Consider the following 17,416-nt stretch of genomic DNA (forward strand, 5'->3'; position numbering starts at 1 on the left):
TTTCCCTAACTAAGTATCAAAATATGAGGCTGTCTCAAAAGATCGGTTAATAGAGTTAAAAAAGTACGTGAGGGTGCCCCTAGAAGTCGGTTTTACCGACCTTTTGGGACACCCTAACGCACTTTAGAATAATCCTTTTATGAACCCTTTTGAATCTACATCCATGCTTAGAGCTGCAGGCTGTTTTGGCAAACCAGGCATGGTTAAAATACTTCCCGTTAAGGCAACAATAAAACCTGCTCCTAGAGATAACTTAAATTCACGAATCGTAATGTCGAATCCAGAGGGGCTTCCGATTTGTTTGGGGTCATCCGATAAAGAGTATTGAGTTTTAGCCATGCAAATAGGCAACCCGCTCCACCCTTGCTTCGTAAACTCTTTAATCTGGTTTAACGCTTTATCCGTAAAGACAATGTTTGAAGCACCATACACCTGCTTTGCGATGGCTGTTATTTTCCCTTCAATACTATCATTAAGTTCATATAGGTAATGAAACTCTTTTGATGGTGGATTTTCGGCTAAATCTACTATTTTACTAGCCAAGTCAATTCCGCCATCTCCCCCTTTTTCCCAGACCTTGGTCAGGCTGACTGGAAAGCCTGCTTCCTTACAGAGTTCAAGGAGTAGCTCTACTTCTCCCTTCGTATCTTGTGGAAACTCATTAATAGCCACAACAAATGGTAGTCCAAAACCTCTTATCGTTTCCGCATGTTTAGTCAGGTTTTGGAAACCCTCTCTTAGAGCTTCTAAATTTTCTTCATTCAACTGATCTTTAGCCGCTCTACCATGCCATTTTAGCGCTCGAATTGTTGCAACGATCACAACAACGGAAGGTCTTAGTTTTCCTTTTCTCGCTTTAATATGTAAGAACTTTTCTGCACCGAGGTCAGCACCAAAGCCTGCTTCTGTCACCGTGTACTCCCCTAGCTTCATTGCCATTTTTGTGGCTAATAAGCTATTACAACCATGAGCTATATTGGCAAAAGGGCCTCCGTGTAAAATAGCTGGTGTATTTTCGAGTGTTTGAACGAGGTTCGGCTTAATGGCTTCTTTAAGCAACACAGTCAATGCACCAGCTGCATCCAGGTCACGAACATAGATGGGTTGCTTATCGTAAGTGAACCCTACTAACATACGGGAAAGAGCTTCCTTAAGGTCAGTTATACTCTCCACAAGACACAGAATGGCCATGATTTCGGATGCGACAGTAATGTCAAACCCGTCTTCACGAGGTATTCCATTTGGCTTTCCACCTAGTCCTATGACGATATCCCTTAGAGAACGGTCGTTCATGTCAAGAACTCTTTTCCATATTATGCTCCGGGGATCTAAGTTTAAGGCATTACCTTGATGGATGTGATTATCAATAAGAGCAGCCAGCAAGTTATGAGCAGAAGTGATAGCATGAAAATCTCCGGTAAAATGGAGGTTGATATCTTCCATCGGTACAACTTGGGAATAGCCGCCTCCAGCAGCTCCCCCTTTCATTCCAAATACTGGACCAAGAGAGGGTTCTCTCAAGGCAATAACAGATTTCTTTCCGATTTTTGCTAGAGCTTGCCCTAAGCCAACAGTGACTGTTGTTTTCCCCTCTCCTGCAGCTGTTGGATTAATCGCTGTCACCAGAATGAGGTGTCCCTCGGGTTTTTGCTCTAATTTATCCAGAACGGATAAGGACAGCTTTGCTTTATATTTTCCGTAGGGCTCCCAATGATGATCCTCTACGCCTAAGTCTTGGACAAGTTCTGAAATCGGTTTCATTTTTGCGTTTGATGCTATTTCAATATCCGATGGGACTAAAGAGCGGTTTAACATAAGTTCTCCTCCTGTAAGTTAACTATGGACGTCTTCAACTAAATTATACACTATTTCCCACTTTTTAAATAGGAATCAACCATTCTTACGATTTGTTAAAAGAACGCAAAAAAGATGCCTGTTTTGAGGCACCCCTATAGCATCCTTCTATATTAACCTGCACTTTCTCCTAGTTGATCAGCAATTGTGTTTCTATCTTTTGTTGTATTACTGACTTGGTTCTTTTTAAAGAAGCCTTTTTCAGGTAGTGAATATAGAAGTTTGCCTGTACCAAGGACTACACATTGCTCAGGATTCTCAGCTATACAAACAGGAATACCTAATTCTGCTTGCAGACGATGCTCAAGGCCACCAACCAATGCCCCACCTCCACATAAAACAATCCCACATTGCATCACGTCCCCAGCAAGTTCAGGCGGACATTTTTCTATTGTAAGTCGGATAACTTCAACAATGGAATGAATATATTCATCAAATAAAGATTGAAGTTCCATGCTTTGAAGGTTTATCTTCTGCGGTAATCCATGGGCCAGGTTGCGGCCTTTTACCTCAATATATTCTTCCGCCCCCGTCATAACAGCTAAGCCTAGCTGTATTTTCAGATCTTCAGCGGTAGGGAGCCCAATAGCCAATCCGTGCCTTTTCTTCATCCACTCTACGATGGAACGATCGACCGTCATACCACCTTTCGGGATAGAATTGCTAATTACGATCCCACCTAGGGAAATAATTGCAGCTTGTGTTGTTGCTCCCCCGATATTTACCACAAGATGACCGCAAGGTTCATTTACTGCTAGGTTAGCCCCCATCGCCGCGGCAAGTGGTTCTTCAATTAAAGTGATCTTGGACGCTCCGGCTTGCTGCACGGCATCCTGTATGGCTCTTTTTTTTACCTCTGTGATACCAGTTGGTACAGATACAGCAACATGAGTTCCCTTAAGCCACCTCTGTCCACCTCTTATCTCTCTTAGAAAATACTTGAGCATGAGAGTTGTCACATCATAATTTGCAATAACCCCGTCTTCTATTGGGTGCAAGATATCTAGATGAGTAGGCATGCGGCCAATCATTTCCTTTGCGTCTTTTCCAACTGCTTCGGTACTTCCATTATCCTTCCGTTGAACAACAACAGATGGTTCGTTTAGTACAATTCCTCTTCCTTTCTGATAGATTCGTATATTTGAAGTACCTAAGTCGATACCAAGCTTGTGGTCAAACCAATTGAACATAATTTTCTCCTTTACTTCTGTTTTCAACATGATTCGTCAATTATAAAGGGTAATTATGTTCATTCTGTGTCCTTGATGTGACTTATATATGAAAAAGCCCCTTGATATTCCGTCCTTTCTAATAAATTAACCAAGCGTTAGGTAACCATCGACCTCTTTCATCATCGTTAGGTGCTGTTGTCAGGATTTTTAATTCCGTTGTATCAGGATCACGAGTGACCAGCATGGAAGAAGTGCCCCCATCTAATGCCATTGCATTAATGGCCCCGTATTCTTCCATTAACATAGCCATGTCAGTCATAGATGCCCCTAGACTATGTGTTGGTCTGCGACCATCGATGACAACAAATAGAATAGTGCCGTCTGCAGTTTGACCCATAGCCGTTCTCGGCGCGATCCCCCAGCTTGTTGCCTCTTTTCCTGTAAATAAATTTTTTCCATTTACGATCAACTGAGGCTTAAAGGAGACAGCATCTCTTACATTCATTTCACTTACTAATTGTTTAGCTGTATAGTTTCCTGTAATTAGTTTTCCGTCGTAAGTAAGAGCAACTGCACTTTCCCCTCCACCAAGATTACTCTGGATGATCTTTCCGTCTGATATCACCAGTCCTGATGGTTTTTCTCCATAGCCCATCCAATTGGGATCATAAAAACCACTAGCGTTCACTCCAGCTAGAGCTTGCTTGCGCTCGACAAACTCAGAGATGAATTCTCCTCGTGGCAGGCCCTTTCCAGAGCGTCGCTCACCGGATGTCTCTACTAAATGAATTCGGTTTGGATCGCTTACCTTTAATAAATATCCTTTAAAGTAATGATAATTGCTCATTTTCTTTTCAATAGGGATAACTTGCAGAAGTTCTTTTTTTTCTGTTTCTTCCTTTTTCTCAGAAGCTTCGACTACTCGATCCGAAATCGTCAAAAGGCCGCTATTTACGATTTCAGGGGTTGCTAGCTCCTTTCGAAGTTCATTAAGCTTCTTCTCGCCAACTAATGTATATTTCGCCCAATGATGATGTTGGGTTACAAGTAAACTACCAGCCAACCAAAGTCTGAATTCATAAGTCGCTGTAAACCCCACTAAGCCGATTATGAGGCAACTAACCATTAAAGTGATACGTATTATCCTTTTTCGTTTTTTTCTATTTTTCCTTCGATCAACTCTTGACAACTCCATTGAGAAAACTCCTTTGAAACAGATAATGACACCTACTATGAATAAGACGTTCGCACCTGCGAAAAAGTTTCATAATTCGACTTTCCTAGTAAAATTCCTGTCAAAAAAAAGCTGCCCCTAGTAAAATTGAAGGGACAGCATTTTCTAAAAAATGATCTTATTTATCTGCAGGGTACACCAATCCTATTTGGGTCCTGACTTCATCCATGATCTCCATTACTGTTATCGAACGTTGATGTGAATTCAAACTTGATTCTAGTTGGCCTTTTTTCACAAGGTTTATAAAAGCCTTCACTTCATAATACATACTCTTATCCACTTGAGGTTGTGAGATATCTTCGATACGACCATCTCGATATCGTATTTCCACTTTTCTTGGCTGATTGATTTTATCAATGATTATACATCCATTTTCCCCTTGAATCTCCGAGGGGAGATAAGAGTCAGAAATCTTGGAATACATGATTACCGCATCCATCTCCTCGTACTTTAATAGGATACTGCCTGAACCATCCACGCCTGAATCTAACATTACGCTGCTGGCTTGTATACTCTCTGGTTTCCCGAACAAAATGACAGTAGGATAAATACAATAGATTCCAATATCCATTAAAGAGCCATTCGAAAATTCTGGATTGAACGCGTTTAAGATATGCCCCTGTTTATAAGCATCATATCGAGAAGAATATTGACAGTAATTAGCTACGATCCTCCGTACTTTTCCAATCTTATGCAAGTTTTCTTGAATAGCTTGGAAGCTCGGTAAGAAGCTGGATTTCACTGCTTCCATTAGCATGACACCGTTGTCTTGTGCCGATTTTATCATCTGTTTGACTTCGAGTGTATTAGATGCAAGAGGCTTTTCACATAGGACGTGCTTTCCTTGCTCCATGCATTGTAGAGCATGGTTCATATGAAATGAATTGGGGCTTGCAATGTAAACAGCATCTATAACATTGGATTTCGCTAGTTCTTTCACATCCGTAAAAGTATGTGGAATATTGTTTAATGCTCCAAATTCCATTGCGCGTTGTTTTGTTCGGGAATATACGGCCGTTAAAGAAAATTCATCAATATCCCTAGCTGCTTGAATAAAGTGCTCTGAAATCCAATTGGTTCCTATCACGCCAAATCGTACCATAAGAGCTTCCTCCCTATTGTGTAATAATCTTTCTTTACCGCCGGGACTTTTAGTGTCCATAATTGCATTTTCGGTCCCGTTATTGTAAAATAATCATTAATTAAGAAAATACGAAAATCTCCTTGAGAGGGAGGGAACATGAATGAACTACGAAGATGAATATGTTGAAATTGACTACTTTGACGATGAAGAATATGAAGAATATAGACGACAAGAGTCAGCCAAACTTTCTCGTAATACCGTAATGAATATGGAAAGTCGCTATGGTTGCAGTTTACCCCAATTTATATTAAGCGCCCAAACTGCAGACGAGAAGAGAGACCTTCTGTTATGGTCACTTGCGGTACGCTTTTTAGCTAGGTATGAAGAGAAGCTCTACTCATAAACATAGTGAAACTAACTAAGGGGCACATAGCCCCTTTTTCTCGTGTATCCAATCCTTCATCTGCAAAGAGAGTTGTTTTTTAGAGCCTATAGGTATAACCTATAGCTGGAATAGGTAATAACTACTGGATAAAGAGAAGGAATTTTATTACTATTTTAATAATAACTTTACTACATAAAAGCAATGATGTGGATGAAACATGATAACAATGTTCGGAGGAATGAAGATGTCTAACGTATTTCGTACTAATGATGATTTCTTTAAAGTAATTTGTGAGAGAGTAAGTGACCAGGATTATCGTGTAATTCTTTTCCCAAACTTTAGTTATATTAACTATGGAACTCCACTACAGACATTTCATACGGAACATCAAGCTGTAACAGCCGCAATGAATTACCGTGATGCAATGGATATTGCCTTACAAAATGGTTATTCTTTAGATCAGCAAAAAGGTGAGCTAATAAAGGAAGGCACTCGTATTTCTCATTTAGCACTGCTTGATCGGGCTTCAGAATCTTGGTCGGAGTTACTCCAGACTAGCACGGTTTAAGGTTAAGGAGGGCAGCTCACTGCTCTTCTTTTTCCAAGGCGCTTAAGTTAAGCGCCTTTTTACTCTGTTTCATGCTTTGTATTAATCTTAATTCAGCAAGTTGTTCAATTTCCCCAATTTTATCCCATGTTTCCTTAAGAATGGTTACAAGATCCCCTTCCCTATAACAAAGAGAGTACTCAATTCCTATGATGCTTTCATTGTCGTACCAGTCCTGTAGTTTTACGTTCTCATCATCTTCTATAATCCATCTTTTATTATCAAATAATGCAGTGCTTCTCATATGTTGCAAAGAAGCATCCAATGACCAAATTCCTTTTAACGTTTCATGATCAGGTGTTGGTCTATCTAATGAGATAACTTCAACAACGAGGATCGTTAGCTCATCCGGAGTAAGTCTTGCAAAGTTTACGGTTATGGGATCATCCAATCTTTTGTGCAGAATAAACTGCAGTTTTAAAGGAAGATCTTGTATATGTACTCCATTGAGGTCTCCTAATTCTATAATGCAACTATTATCTTCTACAGGGATTTGTTTTCCATTTACGTTGATACTGCTGATCGGGCTACTATACTCACTCCACTGAATCATACTTTCCCCCCATATTTTGATTTTATTTTTAAGTATTCCCGTAACAATCAAGTCTACGCCAAAAATAAGAAGGATATTTTGTCCTACTGATCATAAAATCTACTATTAAGATTTTAAACTAAGTATGTTGAAAAAAGGGGACTTATGAACGGAGAACTGTTACTGGTATTGTTAATCATTACGGGCTTATTTTCCAAGTCTAGTATTATTGCCATTGCAGCAAGTTTTCTTCTTGTAATGAAATTATGTTCACTAGATAGGTTTTTTCCTACTGTGGAACGCAGAGGACTCGAATTGGGTATTCTTTTTTTAACATTGGTCATCCTTGTACCTTTTGCTAACGGAAAAATTAATCTTACAGACATCTATCCCTTATTTTTGTCAACTTATGGTTGGCTGGCTTTTTTAGGTGGAGCCCTAGCTGTTTACTTAAATCGGTATGGGTTAAGAATCTTGCAAAATCAACCTGAATTTCTTGTCGGTTTAGTAATCGGATCTATCCTAGGGATCGTATTTCTTGGTGGAATACCTGTGGGTCCCTTAACAGCGGCTGGAGTAACTGCGATACTAAGCTTTTTTTACCGTTTGGGTACAAAATAAGGCTATCCTAGTTAAATAGGACAGCCCATTGGTACTACTTTGCCTTCTCTTCAAGGATGTCGCCAGTGATTGCATCCACTACAATAATCATGGTTTTTGCAAGTTGTTCATTTCCTTTTTCCGGATAGTTTATCATCTCTACGAGCCATACAGGTCGATTATGTTTTACATCTTCTGCAGTCAATTGGGAATTGGTAATGTGAACAGCCTTGCCCTGTCTACTATAGTACTCGTATACTTTCTCTTGTACCTCCCATTGAGTAATTACCCCATTGGCGATAAAATGAATCTCGGTTAAACTTTGGCCCCAAGGGGTAACCTTCACAACGACATCAAACTGGCCCCTTCGATCCTCAAGCTCTTTTCCGGTACCTTCTGAAACATAATATCGCTCGAAACCATAAACCACTCTGATGTATTGAATTTCTTGATTTTCCCGATTCGTTGGATCCCAATGGCGAGTAACATACTCTACTCTCCCCTTTAAAACTCGCTCTTCAGCTGAAGTACTAGGTTTACCTAGATGAGCTGATATGACATCATGATACTCTCCTTCTTTCCTAAGTACTACATAGATGGTATCTCCTCGTTCTGGTTGCTTATCACCAACAAATTTATCGATATTTAATTCGCTTATATCATAGTTTAAGATCACATAATCTCCATAAAAAATGTCTCTTGGATCTACAGGAGCTGTTTTTAACCTTACTTCATCTCCATACCATTCAACAGAGTAATGGGATATAGCTATATATACTAAAATGAATACTTGTATAAATAAGAATATGATAAACTTTCTCATTTGTCTTTGTCCTCCCCTTTCGTCATCCAAAGACGCCGTTTCTTAAGGATCCAGTGGATGGAGAATAACAGTAATCCACCAATGAGAAAAAAGAATGACTTATCTAGGAAATCCCATGCTAATTGAATATAACCAATAAAGCTGCTTAGCATAAATAAAAACACACCAATTCTTGCTGTTACGGCATCGTATTGATGGTCCCCATAGAAAATGAGGATAGCTGAAAAAACAAACATGCTAATAAGATAGGCTACATCTCCGTGCGTCAAGAAAAAGAACGGCAGAAATAAGATTAATGGAAGCCATTTTCCTTTATTACCATGACCCTGCCAAAGAACCACGAGCAAAACAGCGATGAACCCTATGAAGTAAGCGAATGGACTCGTAATGAATTCAGCACTATCATAGACGTGTTCATGAATAAAAACCATTAACATAGAAAAAAAGAAACTAAAGATGGTTGGCAACACGAGAAATCCTTGAGCTATAGGTTTTCTTCTGAGGAACATACCTATGGCATATAACCCAAGTGGGACAAATGCTACCCAAGACCATGCTATATCTCTACTGATGATAAGCAGCACAGCTTGAATATGGAGTAGAATGGAAAGCACCCATCCTGATAAGGGATTCACATCCTGATAAGCAAATTTGCCCAATCCAATACCGGTTAATAGTAGAAGCGTCCAACTGATGGTACTGAAAGAAGAAAAAGAATAAATCTGTCCTGAAAAGATCAGGACACTTGCCAACAAGAAAAAGACAGGCTTTCGATATAGATATAATAGGCCTAATCCTGCCAACGCCCATAATACAAACACACGGGCATCATAGGCAACTAAGTGAAACATCTGCCCAACAAGTATCATACTGGCCCCAAACGAAACGACTCCTAAACTTAAGAGACCTTGGCCAAGCCACTGATGTCCCTTTTTGTAAAGTGTATATCCAGATGTATAGAAGCTAATCATAGTTACTGTCAGAATAGCTAGCCGTGTAATTTGAGGTATCCCATCCCAATTGGACGCAACAAAAGTCAGTAAACTTAATCCGATTAAAATGGAAGCCAATATAGGCAAGATCTGTGAAATACGTCGAGGCGATTCAGGGTAAAGTTTTATAATCTCCTCATACTGTTCATGGGTAATGATGCTTTTCTCCACCCATAGCTTCCCTTCCCGCAAAAGCCATTTATGTGACAATGGTATCACTGCCTTTCTAATAATCATCCTTACAATTATTCTACTCTCTTCTGTAAATATAAAAAGTACTAACTTTTTTTGGTACCCTTAACGGAACGCCTTTCTATTAATCAACATTTTATCTTATAATATATGAGTAAAGGATTAATACCTGTGTCAAAAGGAGGAACTGAACGTGACTGGTACCGCACACCAGCGCAACATACTTGGTGAGGAATGGATTTATGTTGGAGTTGAAAATGGACTTGAGGTCTATATACATAATGTAAATAACTGGATCAATCTGTATAATCCGAAAACCAACGAAATTCTGGAAGACTGACATAAGTATCGTAATGGTTATTGCTTTATCATAAAGTATAAGTTATAATTGACTTCTGAGCCGACTTATATGCGCTACGTCTGTTGCAATCGGGTTGTGGAGCCTGAACGGACGTATAGAGAAAAAGAACCCTTTAAGGGTTCTTTTTTTTTTCACAAACTCTTAGGTGTCTATGTTTATGCCTAGTTCCTTTAACTTGTTGATATCTTCAATAAATCTTCTTCTAATTTCTGGTGTAGGCAGGACACAAGTATCCGACTTTCCAAAGAAAGAATATCGATTTTTCGCTACCCATTTATAAACCCCATCCCTTAAGGGGCTTGGTACGATTATAAGGAAATAGAGTAAACGCCACGATCCACCCAACAATCTTAAAATGTTTAGAATAGCTGTAGAAGTCTTGTAACTCCTATTTTTATGAATCAAAATAACTGAGTCTAAATTCTCCGATAGATTATAATGTTTAATAAGGCTTTCACCCACATGGGATTGTAATGACGCAAACTTAAATACTCCTTTGTAATCTAACGCGATAAGTTGATTCACCCAAAAGTTGCAGAAATTGCAGACTCCATCAAATAGAATAATGGCATTGTATCGTTCACTCATTGATTGCACCTCTTTAATGATATGACCTACACGCGGATTTTTGACCCTAAACGGTACAGGTTAACAGAATAAGCATACTATATTATGGAAACTAGTGAAAGGGGGGAGATCAATGTACCGTACTTCTGGGGTTAGACGTCAGGTCCCTAGCTGTGCTCGTTTCTGTCGAAATGTATGCCGCGTTGTTTTTGGAGGAAGTCGTCAATGCTATGTGGACTGCTTAAGATGTGGAAGACGATAAGATATTTGTAGAAGCCGTGGGCATTGCCCATGGCTTTACTATATTTAACGACATTGACCCCCTACTTTTTTCTTGTTACGATAGTGATACCAAGATGAAGGAGAGCTTAATATGGAGTTTATTGTGAAAGAAGCAGCACTTTTGAAGTTAAGGCACCATATTTCTAACTCAGGGTTTGCTATTCGGATTTCCGCCGTGTTCTCACATGGATGAGGAGGCGGGCTGCGGCTCTCTTTAGCTCTGGACGAGCTTACTCAACAAGACATTATTTACAATAATCAGGGTATTATAATCATGATCGATGCCTCTTCTAGGGACGAGTTAGGGGAATATGTGACCCTTGACTACTCTTCCTACGGGTTTAAACTTACCACACCAAGTGAAATCTTGGCTTACAACTTACAACTGCGATAAGGTCATCCTTTACTGATGACCTTATTTTAGCATTTCAATAACTTTCTCTTTCGCTTCCTGATTTAATCCGACCATCCAATTCGTCTGGACGAGATAAGGCAATAACTCCCCCATATCATTAAGATCATCAAGGATGACGAATTTCTCCACTTTGGTGGTTGGATCATATTGGGCCTCAGCTAGATACTCTTTAATCTCTTCCCCCCGCCTACTATATTCAAGTACAGGAGTCTGTCCGATTAACCCTTCATAAATGCCATTTGCCTCGAACATCGTCTTTAATCTTGCGAATCCTGCTTTTCTCCAAGTGGAGCTAACAACAATGTATGTCCCCGTCTTTACTATGATCTCTTTTAGATGTTCAACAGCAGTAGGATCAAAAGCGTATCCATCATATTGACTACTTATTTTGCGATAAGAACCAGTGATCATTACACCATCAATATCAAGAAAAATGACCTTCATTATTATTCTCCTTTTTTCGATATTAAGTTTACATAATAATCATTATGTAATTTAGTTCTTCAGGAAAAAGAAAAGCCCCTCAATTAGTTTAGGGACTTTGTATTTTCATCTATTGTATCATTGTTACCATAAGAATGGGAGACTCAGGGCTAGGACAGCAAAGAGCGGTAACGCAAGGGCTCCTGGTCCCCACCAATATACCTCCTGCCCTTCTACTTTGCTGGGCTTATTAGCAGTTAGGATATTTCCTTTTTTAGACTTACCTGCAACGGGGGCTGTTCCTCCTCCAATTACTCGCAAATACATTGTATCACTGGATACTCTTTGCACAACTCCTCGATAGGTTCTACCCCCTACACAATGTGCGATTACTTCCTGACCAACGAATCGATTCGCATAAGCATAAGACACTGCCATTCGTTTTTGCTCTCCTTTGCAATTTAATGTCTTATATTCTATTACTCTCATCTATTTTTTGATTATGCGATCGACTAGAAAGATGTTGCCCAAAGTATTTTCTAGACTAATTGTGACTCATCCTTGTAACAAATTAGCCTCTAATTCGTAACAAATTTTCCTGCCGGGATGTGATATGATGTATTTACACGGTGATAACAGTGTTTTATAAGCTTTTTTATATCGAATGTGTATATACCCTGATATATACGTCTACATTTATTTTGACTATGTGAATTATTGAACAATATGTTCTTCATCATTATTTGTGAAACACTGATCAAATAATGTTATTTATAAAACAAAAAAGGAGATGAGAAAAATGCGCTATAAAAAAGGTTTGGTCCCCATTATTGCTCTATTTTTCGTCGTTTTTCTTAGTGGATGTGAAACCAATATGGTCGTTTTTGATCCACAAGGTCCTGTAGCAAGAAGCATTATGGAGTTGATTAACTGGTCTCTCATCTGGATGCTTCTGGTGATTGTCGTGGTATTTGGATTGTTTGCTTACATTGTGTGGAAGTATCGTGAAACTGAAAAGAATAAAGACTACGAGCCACCGGAAGAACACGGGAGTACGGTACTTGAGATTGTTTGGACGGGTATTCCGATTCTTATTGTTATCGCCCTTACGATCCCAACAGTTAAGACTCTATATGCTCTAGAAGAGATCCCGAAAGGTTATGAAGATCAGAAGCCAGTTACTATTCACGTTACATCTGCTGACTGGAAGTGGATATTTAGTTATCCTGAGCAAGGTATTGAAACCGTCAATTATGTAAATATACCTGTTGGAACTCCGATTGACTTCAAGTTGACATCGGCAAGTACTATGCAATCCTTCTGGGTACCGCAATTAGCTGGCCAAAAATATACCATGAATAAAATGGAGACACAAATGTATGTGGTTGCTGATAACCCTGGTTCCTACTGGGGGAAGAATACAAACTTTAACGGGAGAGGTTATACAGGGATGGAATTTGAGGTCCTAGCCCAAACCCAACAAGAATTTGACAAATGGGTAAAGGATGTTCAAGCTGCAGCACCAAAATTGACTGAGGAAAAATACGAGGAACTTCTCTTGCCTACACATCTCGGTCGATTAACTTTTTCCAATACCCACTTAGAATGGGTAAACCATGCGGAACTGAATTCTCCAACTTATACGAATCCGGAATTGTATAGATATCATGGTTACCAAGGGGAAATTTTTGAGCAAGAAGATAATTATAGAAACAAATCCAATCAAGAACACGGAGGTGAACACCATGGGCATTAAATGGGATGAATTCTTTATCACTGGAGACCCACTTATCCTAGGATCACAAATTGCCATTGTTCTCACCACTTTAGGTATTGTTGGTTTAGTTACCTATCTAAAGAAGTGGGGATGGCTCTGGACAGAATGGTTAACGACGGTTGATCATAAAAAGATTGGGATTATGTATATCATTGCTGCCGTGCTCATGTTTTTCCGAGGTGGAATGGATGGACTATTGATGAAAGCTCAAACGTCAAGACCTGATATGCAGTTTCTTAGTGCCCAGCACTATAACGAGATCTTTACGACGCATGGTGTTATCATGATTCTATTTATGGCTATGCCTTTCTTGATTGGGATTATGAACATCATTATCCCTCTCCAAATTGGAGCAAGAGATGTTGCGTTTCCACAATTGAATGCCTTGAGCTTCTGGTTATTCTTTGTTGGAGCGATGCTGTTTAATATTTCGTTTGTTATTGGTGGTTCTCCAGATGCTGGATGGACGTCCTACTTCCCTCTTGCGGGGAAAGAGTTTAGCCCTGGGATTGGGAATAACTACTATGCAATAGCTCTACAGATCGCTGGTATTGGAACCTTGATGACGGGAATTAACTTTATCGTAACCATTCTCAAGATGAGAACCAAAGGCATGACCCTGATGAGAATGCCTATGTTCACCTGGACGTCTCTTGTTACATCTGCGATTATTGTTGCCGCGTTTCCTATCTTTACAGTTGCGTTGGCCCTTATGATGTTTGACCGTTTATATGGAACCCATTTCTTTACCCTATCAGGTGGAGGATTAGATATGTTATGGGCTAACCTCTTCTGGTTATGGGGTCACCCAGAAGTATATATCGTAGCTCTTCCTGCATTCGGTATATTTTCAGAAGTGATTGCAACCTTCTCAAGAAAATCATTATTCGGCTATAAATCCATGGTTTATTCTATCGTTGGTATTGCCTTACTAAGTATGGTGGTTTGGGTACATCACTTTTATACTATGGGAGCAGGACCTGCTGTAAATTCATTCTTTTCTATTACGACGATGCTTATCGCCGTACCGACTGGAGTAAAGATGTTTAACTGGTTGTTCACGATGCGCAAAGGACGTATTAAAATGACGACAGCCATGCTATGGGCTCTCGCTTTTATCCCTTGCTTTGTGATTGGGGGCGTAACTGGCGTCATGCTGGCTATGGGTGCAGCAGACTATCAATACCATAATACCCTGTTCCTTGTCGCTCACTTCCACTATGTACTCATACCGGGTGTCGTATTCGCCGTGTTTGCAGGATTATACTACTGGTGGCCAAAGATGTTCGGTCATATGCTTAATGAAAAGCTTGGGAAGTGGCACTTCTGGTTATTTGTCATCGGATTCAACGTGACATTCTTCCCGATGTTCTTCCTAGGTTTACAAGGAGCGGTACGTCGTGCCTACACGTACTCGGTCGAATCTGGCTTTTCAAGTTTGTTCTTGATATCCGGGATCGGGTCTGTTGTACTCGCCTTAGGTTTTGCCGTATTCTGCTACAACATTTACTGGAGTGCAAGATACGCAGACCGCAATATTTCTAGTGATCCTTGGGATGCACGTACTTTAGAATGGGCAACAGCTTCTCCGGTTCAATATTATAATTTTGCTCAGCTTCCAGAAGTGAAAACTCTAGATGCCTTCTGGCATATGAAGAAGAACAAAGAAGGGTTGGCATTGGATGAAAAGACGGTAGAAGAGATTCACATGCCAAGCAATTCTGGTCAACCTATTATTATGTCTATTGTATTTGGAGTTGTTGGGTTCTTCTTAGTATTTGAGTGGCATATTGCAGCTGCCGTAGCTGCTGTGGGTATCCTTGCCGGTCTCATTGTTCGTTCTTTCGACTACGACCACGGATACCATATAAAAGTGGATGAAATCTTAAAGACCGAGCGTGCATGGCGAAAGGCAAAAGGTCAAGAAGGAGAGGTGAAGACCCATGTCAGCTAATGTGAACACGTCGTTGCCTTTAGAATATCAAACCGAGCAAAACCGCATGAATATCCTTGGGTTCTGGATTTTTCTCGGCGCAGAGATTGTTCTCTTCGCCACCCTCTTTGCTGTTTATGGCGTACTAGGTGAACGATATGCGGGCGGACCTACCCTCACCGATATCATTCAAATGAAAGATGTGATGATTCAAACGGTACTCTTGTTAACAAGCAGCTTCACTTGCGGTCTTGCTATCTTCGAGATGCGCCGGAATAACCTGAAGGGATTATTGATTTGGTTAGGTGTCACCTTGTTGCTTGGGGCTGGCTTCCTCTACATGGAAGTGATGGAGTTCATCCATTATGTGCATGCTGGTGCTACCATGCAAACAAGTGCAGCGCTATCTAGCTTATTCGTACTACTTGGAACTCACGGTGCACACGTTGCTTTAGGGATCGGTTGGGCGATTATGGTCATCATTCAACTTATCAAAAGAGGTTTAACCCCTGACACAGCACGAAAGACGTTTATAATTGGACTGTATTGGCACTTTCTTGATGTGATTTGGATCTTTATTTTCACATTCGTTTATCTAAAAGGGATGGTGGGCTAAATGGATAAAAAAATGAACTTTCCCATGAGCCATGTCTTTGGATTCTTGCTGTCCTTGCTTCTTACCTTCGTAGCAGCGGCTGTAGCTCTGAAAACGACCTTATCCTTTCAGGTGGTAATGTGGATCATTGGAACGCTCGCCATTATTCAGGCTGGGCTGCAGCTTTACATGTTTATGCATGTCACTGAAGGTGAAGATGCAAAAGTTAACCTTATTAATATTGTGTACGCCGTCTTCTGTGCCATTGTCATTGTAGCGGGAACCATATGGGTCATGTCGTTTGGATTGCATAACCATTAAGACAAAAACCGGAATTCTCCTTGATTAGGAGAGCTCCGGTTATTTTTTTACTAAATAAAGATGTGGTCTATTATTCACTTTCCTTGTATCTTGGCCCTGCTCTACTTCCTGCATGAGAGTTAAGAATACAGCTGATCCAAAGATTGTAATAGAAGATACTATGATGGCGAGACCTATAAATAACAAATGTTTCTCAAGTGTAGCGCTTACAAAGAAGTGGCAAAGAATAAGAATAAAACCGAAGAGTATCCCCATATTCATCCACAATTTTATAGTTAGAACCGGTTTCAACAGTTGTTCACGCAATGTTTTCATCTCCTTTCTCTTTATTTTATCTTTGTTCACAAATTTGTCAAACTTTTTTAGGGTTTTATTTGATTTTCCTACGGGTTCGCTTATTTTTCTAAGGCTCCAATAAGAAAACCGGATAAGGTCAAACATTGACCCTTCCGGTTTTCTATTGAATATTCGCATCTACAATCCGTTGCGGATGACTATAGATATTTAAAGCTGATCCACGAATAAATCCAACTGCGGTTATTCCAAGATCCTGTGCGAGCTCTATAGCTAGCGTCGTTGGAGCTGACTTGGATAATATAATACCAATCCCTATCTTAGCCACTTTAAGTAATACCTCAGAAGAGATACGTCCACTAAAGACGATGATCTTATCCTTAGAGGAAATTCTTTCTTGCAGACAATATCCGTATATTTTATCTAAAGCGTTGTGTCTACCAATATCTGACCTTTCAATAAGGAGTTCGTTTGGGGTGCAGAGTGCGGCGTTGTGCACACCCCCTGTCCTTTGGAAATCGAGTGAGCGTTCTTGCATCTGTTTCATAAGAGAAAAACATTGTTCTACGCTGATATTGGTTTTGCTCATAACGGTCTTAGCTGTTCTTGCATCATTATGAAGATAAAACTGCCGAGATTTTCCGCAACATGATCCGATGAAACGCTTGGAATAGAAGTCTTTGTTAATGGTTTTTTTGTTTTTTAACTCTACATAAGCGAATCCACGATTACGATCAATGGACATCGAGAGAATCTCATCGGTGACTCGAATGAGCCCCTCGGAAGCAAGAAACCCTACTACAAGTTCTTCAATCTGAGTGGGGGTACAAACCATGGTGGCCAGCTCCTCCCCGTCAACTACAATAGTTAGCGGGAATTCAACAGCAATTTCGTCATCTATTTCATGTAAACCCTCATTGTAAAAACGGATGATTTTTTGCTGATTTGCAATAGACTCATTCATGGTATGCCT

The 17,416-nt window shown here is 40.0% G+C and carries 20 protein-coding genes; 8 read left to right on the forward strand and 12 right to left on the reverse strand.

Annotated features, from left to right (window positions below):
* Positions 1 to 123 precede the first annotated feature (123 nt).
* The 4 genes from EIZ39_RS15260 to EIZ39_RS15275 form a co-directional block, all read right to left on the reverse strand.
* Positions 124 to 1,815: a formate--tetrahydrofolate ligase gene (locus EIZ39_RS15260; RefSeq protein WP_129200844.1), complete on the reverse strand. Its 1,692-nt coding sequence runs from the start codon at positions 1,813 to 1,815 to the stop codon at positions 124 to 126.
* Positions 1,816 to 1,967: 152 nt separating this feature from the next.
* Positions 1,968 to 3,044 (reverse strand): rod shape-determining protein, encoded by a 1,077-nt coding sequence (gene mreB, locus EIZ39_RS15265; RefSeq protein WP_129200845.1) that lies wholly within the window; start codon positions 3,042 to 3,044, stop codon positions 1,968 to 1,970.
* Between the two features lie 118 nt (positions 3,045 to 3,162).
* Positions 3,163 to 4,221, reverse strand: a complete 1,059-nt coding sequence (locus EIZ39_RS15270) for a phosphodiester glycosidase family protein (RefSeq protein ID WP_129200846.1) — start codon at positions 4,219 to 4,221, stop codon at positions 3,163 to 3,165.
* 157 nt (positions 4,222 to 4,378) lie between these two features.
* Entirely contained in the window at positions 4,379 to 5,362 is a 984-nt protein-coding gene (locus tag EIZ39_RS15275; protein WP_129200847.1) for a Gfo/Idh/MocA family protein, read from the reverse strand.
* A gap of 142 nt (positions 5,363 to 5,504) precedes the next feature.
* On the opposite strand from EIZ39_RS15275, the gene EIZ39_RS15280 reads away from it, so the two are divergent.
* Both EIZ39_RS15280 and EIZ39_RS15285 read left to right on the forward strand, forming a co-directional pair.
* A complete protein-coding gene (locus EIZ39_RS15280; RefSeq protein ID WP_129200848.1) occupies positions 5,505 to 5,747 on the forward strand; it encodes a hypothetical protein in 243 nt (80 codons plus the stop codon).
* A gap of 226 nt (positions 5,748 to 5,973) precedes the next feature.
* On the forward strand, positions 5,974 to 6,297 hold the full coding sequence (locus tag EIZ39_RS15285) for a hypothetical protein (RefSeq protein ID WP_129200849.1): 324 nt from the start codon (positions 5,974 to 5,976) through the stop codon (positions 6,295 to 6,297).
* 16 nt (positions 6,298 to 6,313) lie between these two features.
* Here EIZ39_RS15285 and EIZ39_RS15290 read toward each other — a convergent pair whose 3' ends face one another.
* A complete protein-coding gene (locus EIZ39_RS15290) occupies positions 6,314 to 6,889 on the reverse strand; it encodes a hypothetical protein (RefSeq protein WP_129200850.1) in 576 nt (191 codons plus the stop codon).
* A gap of 144 nt (positions 6,890 to 7,033) precedes the next feature.
* On the opposite strand from EIZ39_RS15290, the gene EIZ39_RS15295 reads away from it, so the two are divergent.
* The gene (locus EIZ39_RS15295) at positions 7,034 to 7,489 is read left to right on the forward strand and encodes a DUF441 domain-containing protein (RefSeq protein ID WP_129200851.1); all 456 of its coding nucleotides are present in this window, start codon (positions 7,034 to 7,036) and stop codon (positions 7,487 to 7,489) included.
* A gap of 34 nt (positions 7,490 to 7,523) precedes the next feature.
* Here EIZ39_RS15295 and EIZ39_RS15300 read toward each other — a convergent pair whose 3' ends face one another.
* Positions 7,524 to 8,291: a GDYXXLXY domain-containing protein gene (locus EIZ39_RS15300; protein ID WP_129200852.1), complete on the reverse strand. Its 768-nt coding sequence runs from the start codon at positions 8,289 to 8,291 to the stop codon at positions 7,524 to 7,526.
* Positions 8,288 to 9,454: a DUF2157 domain-containing protein gene (locus EIZ39_RS15305; protein WP_164985117.1), complete on the reverse strand. Its 1,167-nt coding sequence runs from the start codon at positions 9,452 to 9,454 to the stop codon at positions 8,288 to 8,290. Before EIZ39_RS15305 ends, EIZ39_RS15300 begins: the two co-directional genes overlap by 4 nt.
* 214 nt (positions 9,455 to 9,668) lie before the next feature.
* On the opposite strand from EIZ39_RS15305, the gene EIZ39_RS26690 reads away from it, so the two are divergent.
* The gene (locus EIZ39_RS26690; RefSeq protein WP_164985118.1) at positions 9,669 to 9,815 is read left to right on the forward strand and encodes a hypothetical protein; all 147 of its coding nucleotides are present in this window, start codon (positions 9,669 to 9,671) and stop codon (positions 9,813 to 9,815) included.
* A gap of 162 nt (positions 9,816 to 9,977) precedes the next feature.
* Here EIZ39_RS26690 and EIZ39_RS15310 read toward each other — a convergent pair whose 3' ends face one another.
* The 3 genes from EIZ39_RS15310 to EIZ39_RS15320 all read right to left on the reverse strand — a co-directional run bounded on the left by EIZ39_RS15310 (position 9,978) and on the right by EIZ39_RS15320 (position 11,961).
* Positions 9,978 to 10,424 carry a thiol-disulfide oxidoreductase DCC family protein gene (locus EIZ39_RS15310; protein ID WP_129200854.1) on the reverse strand — a complete coding sequence of 149 codons (447 nt, stop codon included), beginning with the start codon at positions 10,422 to 10,424 and terminating at the stop codon, positions 9,978 to 9,980.
* A 676-nt stretch (positions 10,425 to 11,100) separates the two neighbouring features.
* Entirely contained in the window at positions 11,101 to 11,544 is a 444-nt protein-coding gene (locus tag EIZ39_RS15315) for an HAD domain-containing protein (protein WP_129200855.1), read from the reverse strand.
* A gap of 123 nt (positions 11,545 to 11,667) precedes the next feature.
* Positions 11,668 to 11,961: a hypothetical protein gene (locus EIZ39_RS15320; RefSeq protein WP_129200856.1), complete on the reverse strand. Its 294-nt coding sequence runs from the start codon at positions 11,959 to 11,961 to the stop codon at positions 11,668 to 11,670.
* A 361-nt stretch (positions 11,962 to 12,322) separates the two neighbouring features.
* Here EIZ39_RS15320 and qoxA point away from each other — a divergent pair, with 361 nt between their 5' ends.
* From qoxA to qoxD, 4 genes are read left to right on the forward strand one after another with little or no spacing between them, the layout of a single operon-like run.
* The gene (gene qoxA, locus EIZ39_RS15325) at positions 12,323 to 13,279 is read left to right on the forward strand and encodes a cytochrome aa3 quinol oxidase subunit II (RefSeq protein ID WP_129200857.1); all 957 of its coding nucleotides are present in this window, start codon (positions 12,323 to 12,325) and stop codon (positions 13,277 to 13,279) included.
* The gene (qoxB, locus tag EIZ39_RS15330) at positions 13,269 to 15,254 is read left to right on the forward strand and encodes a cytochrome aa3 quinol oxidase subunit I (RefSeq protein WP_129200858.1); all 1,986 of its coding nucleotides are present in this window, start codon (positions 13,269 to 13,271) and stop codon (positions 15,252 to 15,254) included. Before qoxA ends, qoxB begins: the two co-directional genes overlap by 11 nt.
* On the forward strand, positions 15,244 to 15,849 hold the full coding sequence (gene qoxC, locus EIZ39_RS15335; protein ID WP_129200859.1) for a cytochrome aa3 quinol oxidase subunit III: 606 nt from the start codon (positions 15,244 to 15,246) through the stop codon (positions 15,847 to 15,849). The genes qoxB and qoxC overlap by 11 nt, the downstream gene beginning before the upstream one ends.
* The gene (qoxD, locus tag EIZ39_RS15340; RefSeq protein ID WP_129200860.1) at positions 15,850 to 16,149 is read left to right on the forward strand and encodes a cytochrome aa3 quinol oxidase subunit IV; all 300 of its coding nucleotides are present in this window, start codon (positions 15,850 to 15,852) and stop codon (positions 16,147 to 16,149) included.
* Between the two features lie 39 nt (positions 16,150 to 16,188).
* Here the strand turns inward: qoxD and EIZ39_RS15345 are convergent, their stop codons facing one another.
* Together EIZ39_RS15345 and fdhD are read right to left on the reverse strand one after the other, a co-directional pair.
* Positions 16,189 to 16,455: a hypothetical protein gene (locus EIZ39_RS15345; RefSeq protein WP_129200861.1), complete on the reverse strand. Its 267-nt coding sequence runs from the start codon at positions 16,453 to 16,455 to the stop codon at positions 16,189 to 16,191.
* Between the two features lie 151 nt (positions 16,456 to 16,606).
* Positions 16,607 to 17,407, reverse strand: coding sequence for a formate dehydrogenase accessory sulfurtransferase FdhD (gene fdhD, locus EIZ39_RS15350; protein ID WP_129200862.1), 801 nt, complete (start codon positions 17,405 to 17,407; stop codon positions 16,607 to 16,609).
* Positions 17,408 to 17,416: the final 9 nt, after the last annotated feature.

Source organism: Ammoniphilus sp. CFH 90114 (genome assembly GCF_004123195.1).
Taxonomy (GTDB): domain Bacteria; phylum Bacillota; class Bacilli; order Aneurinibacillales; family RAOX-1; genus YIM-78166.

Excerpts from the sequence above, each read along its gene's own strand:
- qoxA (WP_129200857.1), top strand. The coding sequence starts at position 12,323 with ATGCGCTATAAAAAAGGTTTGGTCCCCATTATTGCTCTATTTTTCGTC.
- fdhD (WP_129200862.1), bottom strand. The coding sequence starts at position 17,407 with ATGAATGAGTCTATTGCAAATCAGCAAAAAATCATCCGTTTTTACAAT.
- EIZ39_RS15315 (WP_129200855.1), bottom strand. The coding sequence starts at position 11,544 with ATGAAGGTCATTTTTCTTGATATTGATGGTGTAATGATCACTGGTTCT.
- EIZ39_RS15300 (WP_129200852.1), bottom strand. The coding sequence starts at position 8,291 with ATGAGAAAGTTTATCATATTCTTATTTATACAAGTATTCATTTTAGTA.
- EIZ39_RS15290 (WP_129200850.1), bottom strand. The coding sequence starts at position 6,889 with ATGATTCAGTGGAGTGAGTATAGTAGCCCGATCAGCAGTATCAACGTA.
- qoxC (WP_129200859.1), top strand. The coding sequence starts at position 15,244 with ATGTCAGCTAATGTGAACACGTCGTTGCCTTTAGAATATCAAACCGAG.
- EIZ39_RS15310 (WP_129200854.1), bottom strand. The coding sequence starts at position 10,424 with ATGAGTGAACGATACAATGCCATTATTCTATTTGATGGAGTCTGCAAT.
- mreB (WP_129200845.1), bottom strand. The coding sequence starts at position 3,044 with ATGTTCAATTGGTTTGACCACAAGCTTGGTATCGACTTAGGTACTTCA.
- EIZ39_RS15270 (WP_129200846.1), bottom strand. The coding sequence starts at position 4,221 with ATGGAGTTGTCAAGAGTTGATCGAAGGAAAAATAGAAAAAAACGAAAA.
- EIZ39_RS15260 (WP_129200844.1), bottom strand. The coding sequence starts at position 1,815 with ATGTTAAACCGCTCTTTAGTCCCATCGGATATTGAAATAGCATCAAAC.
- EIZ39_RS15320 (WP_129200856.1), bottom strand. The coding sequence starts at position 11,961 with ATGGCAGTGTCTTATGCTTATGCGAATCGATTCGTTGGTCAGGAAGTA.
- EIZ39_RS15275 (WP_129200847.1), bottom strand. The coding sequence starts at position 5,362 with ATGGTACGATTTGGCGTGATAGGAACCAATTGGATTTCAGAGCACTTT.
- qoxB (WP_129200858.1), top strand. The coding sequence starts at position 13,269 with ATGGGCATTAAATGGGATGAATTCTTTATCACTGGAGACCCACTTATC.
- qoxD (WP_129200860.1), top strand. The coding sequence starts at position 15,850 with ATGGATAAAAAAATGAACTTTCCCATGAGCCATGTCTTTGGATTCTTG.
- EIZ39_RS15280 (WP_129200848.1), top strand. The coding sequence starts at position 5,505 with ATGAACTACGAAGATGAATATGTTGAAATTGACTACTTTGACGATGAA.
- EIZ39_RS15295 (WP_129200851.1), top strand. The coding sequence starts at position 7,034 with ATGAACGGAGAACTGTTACTGGTATTGTTAATCATTACGGGCTTATTT.
- EIZ39_RS15285 (WP_129200849.1), top strand. The coding sequence starts at position 5,974 with ATGTCTAACGTATTTCGTACTAATGATGATTTCTTTAAAGTAATTTGT.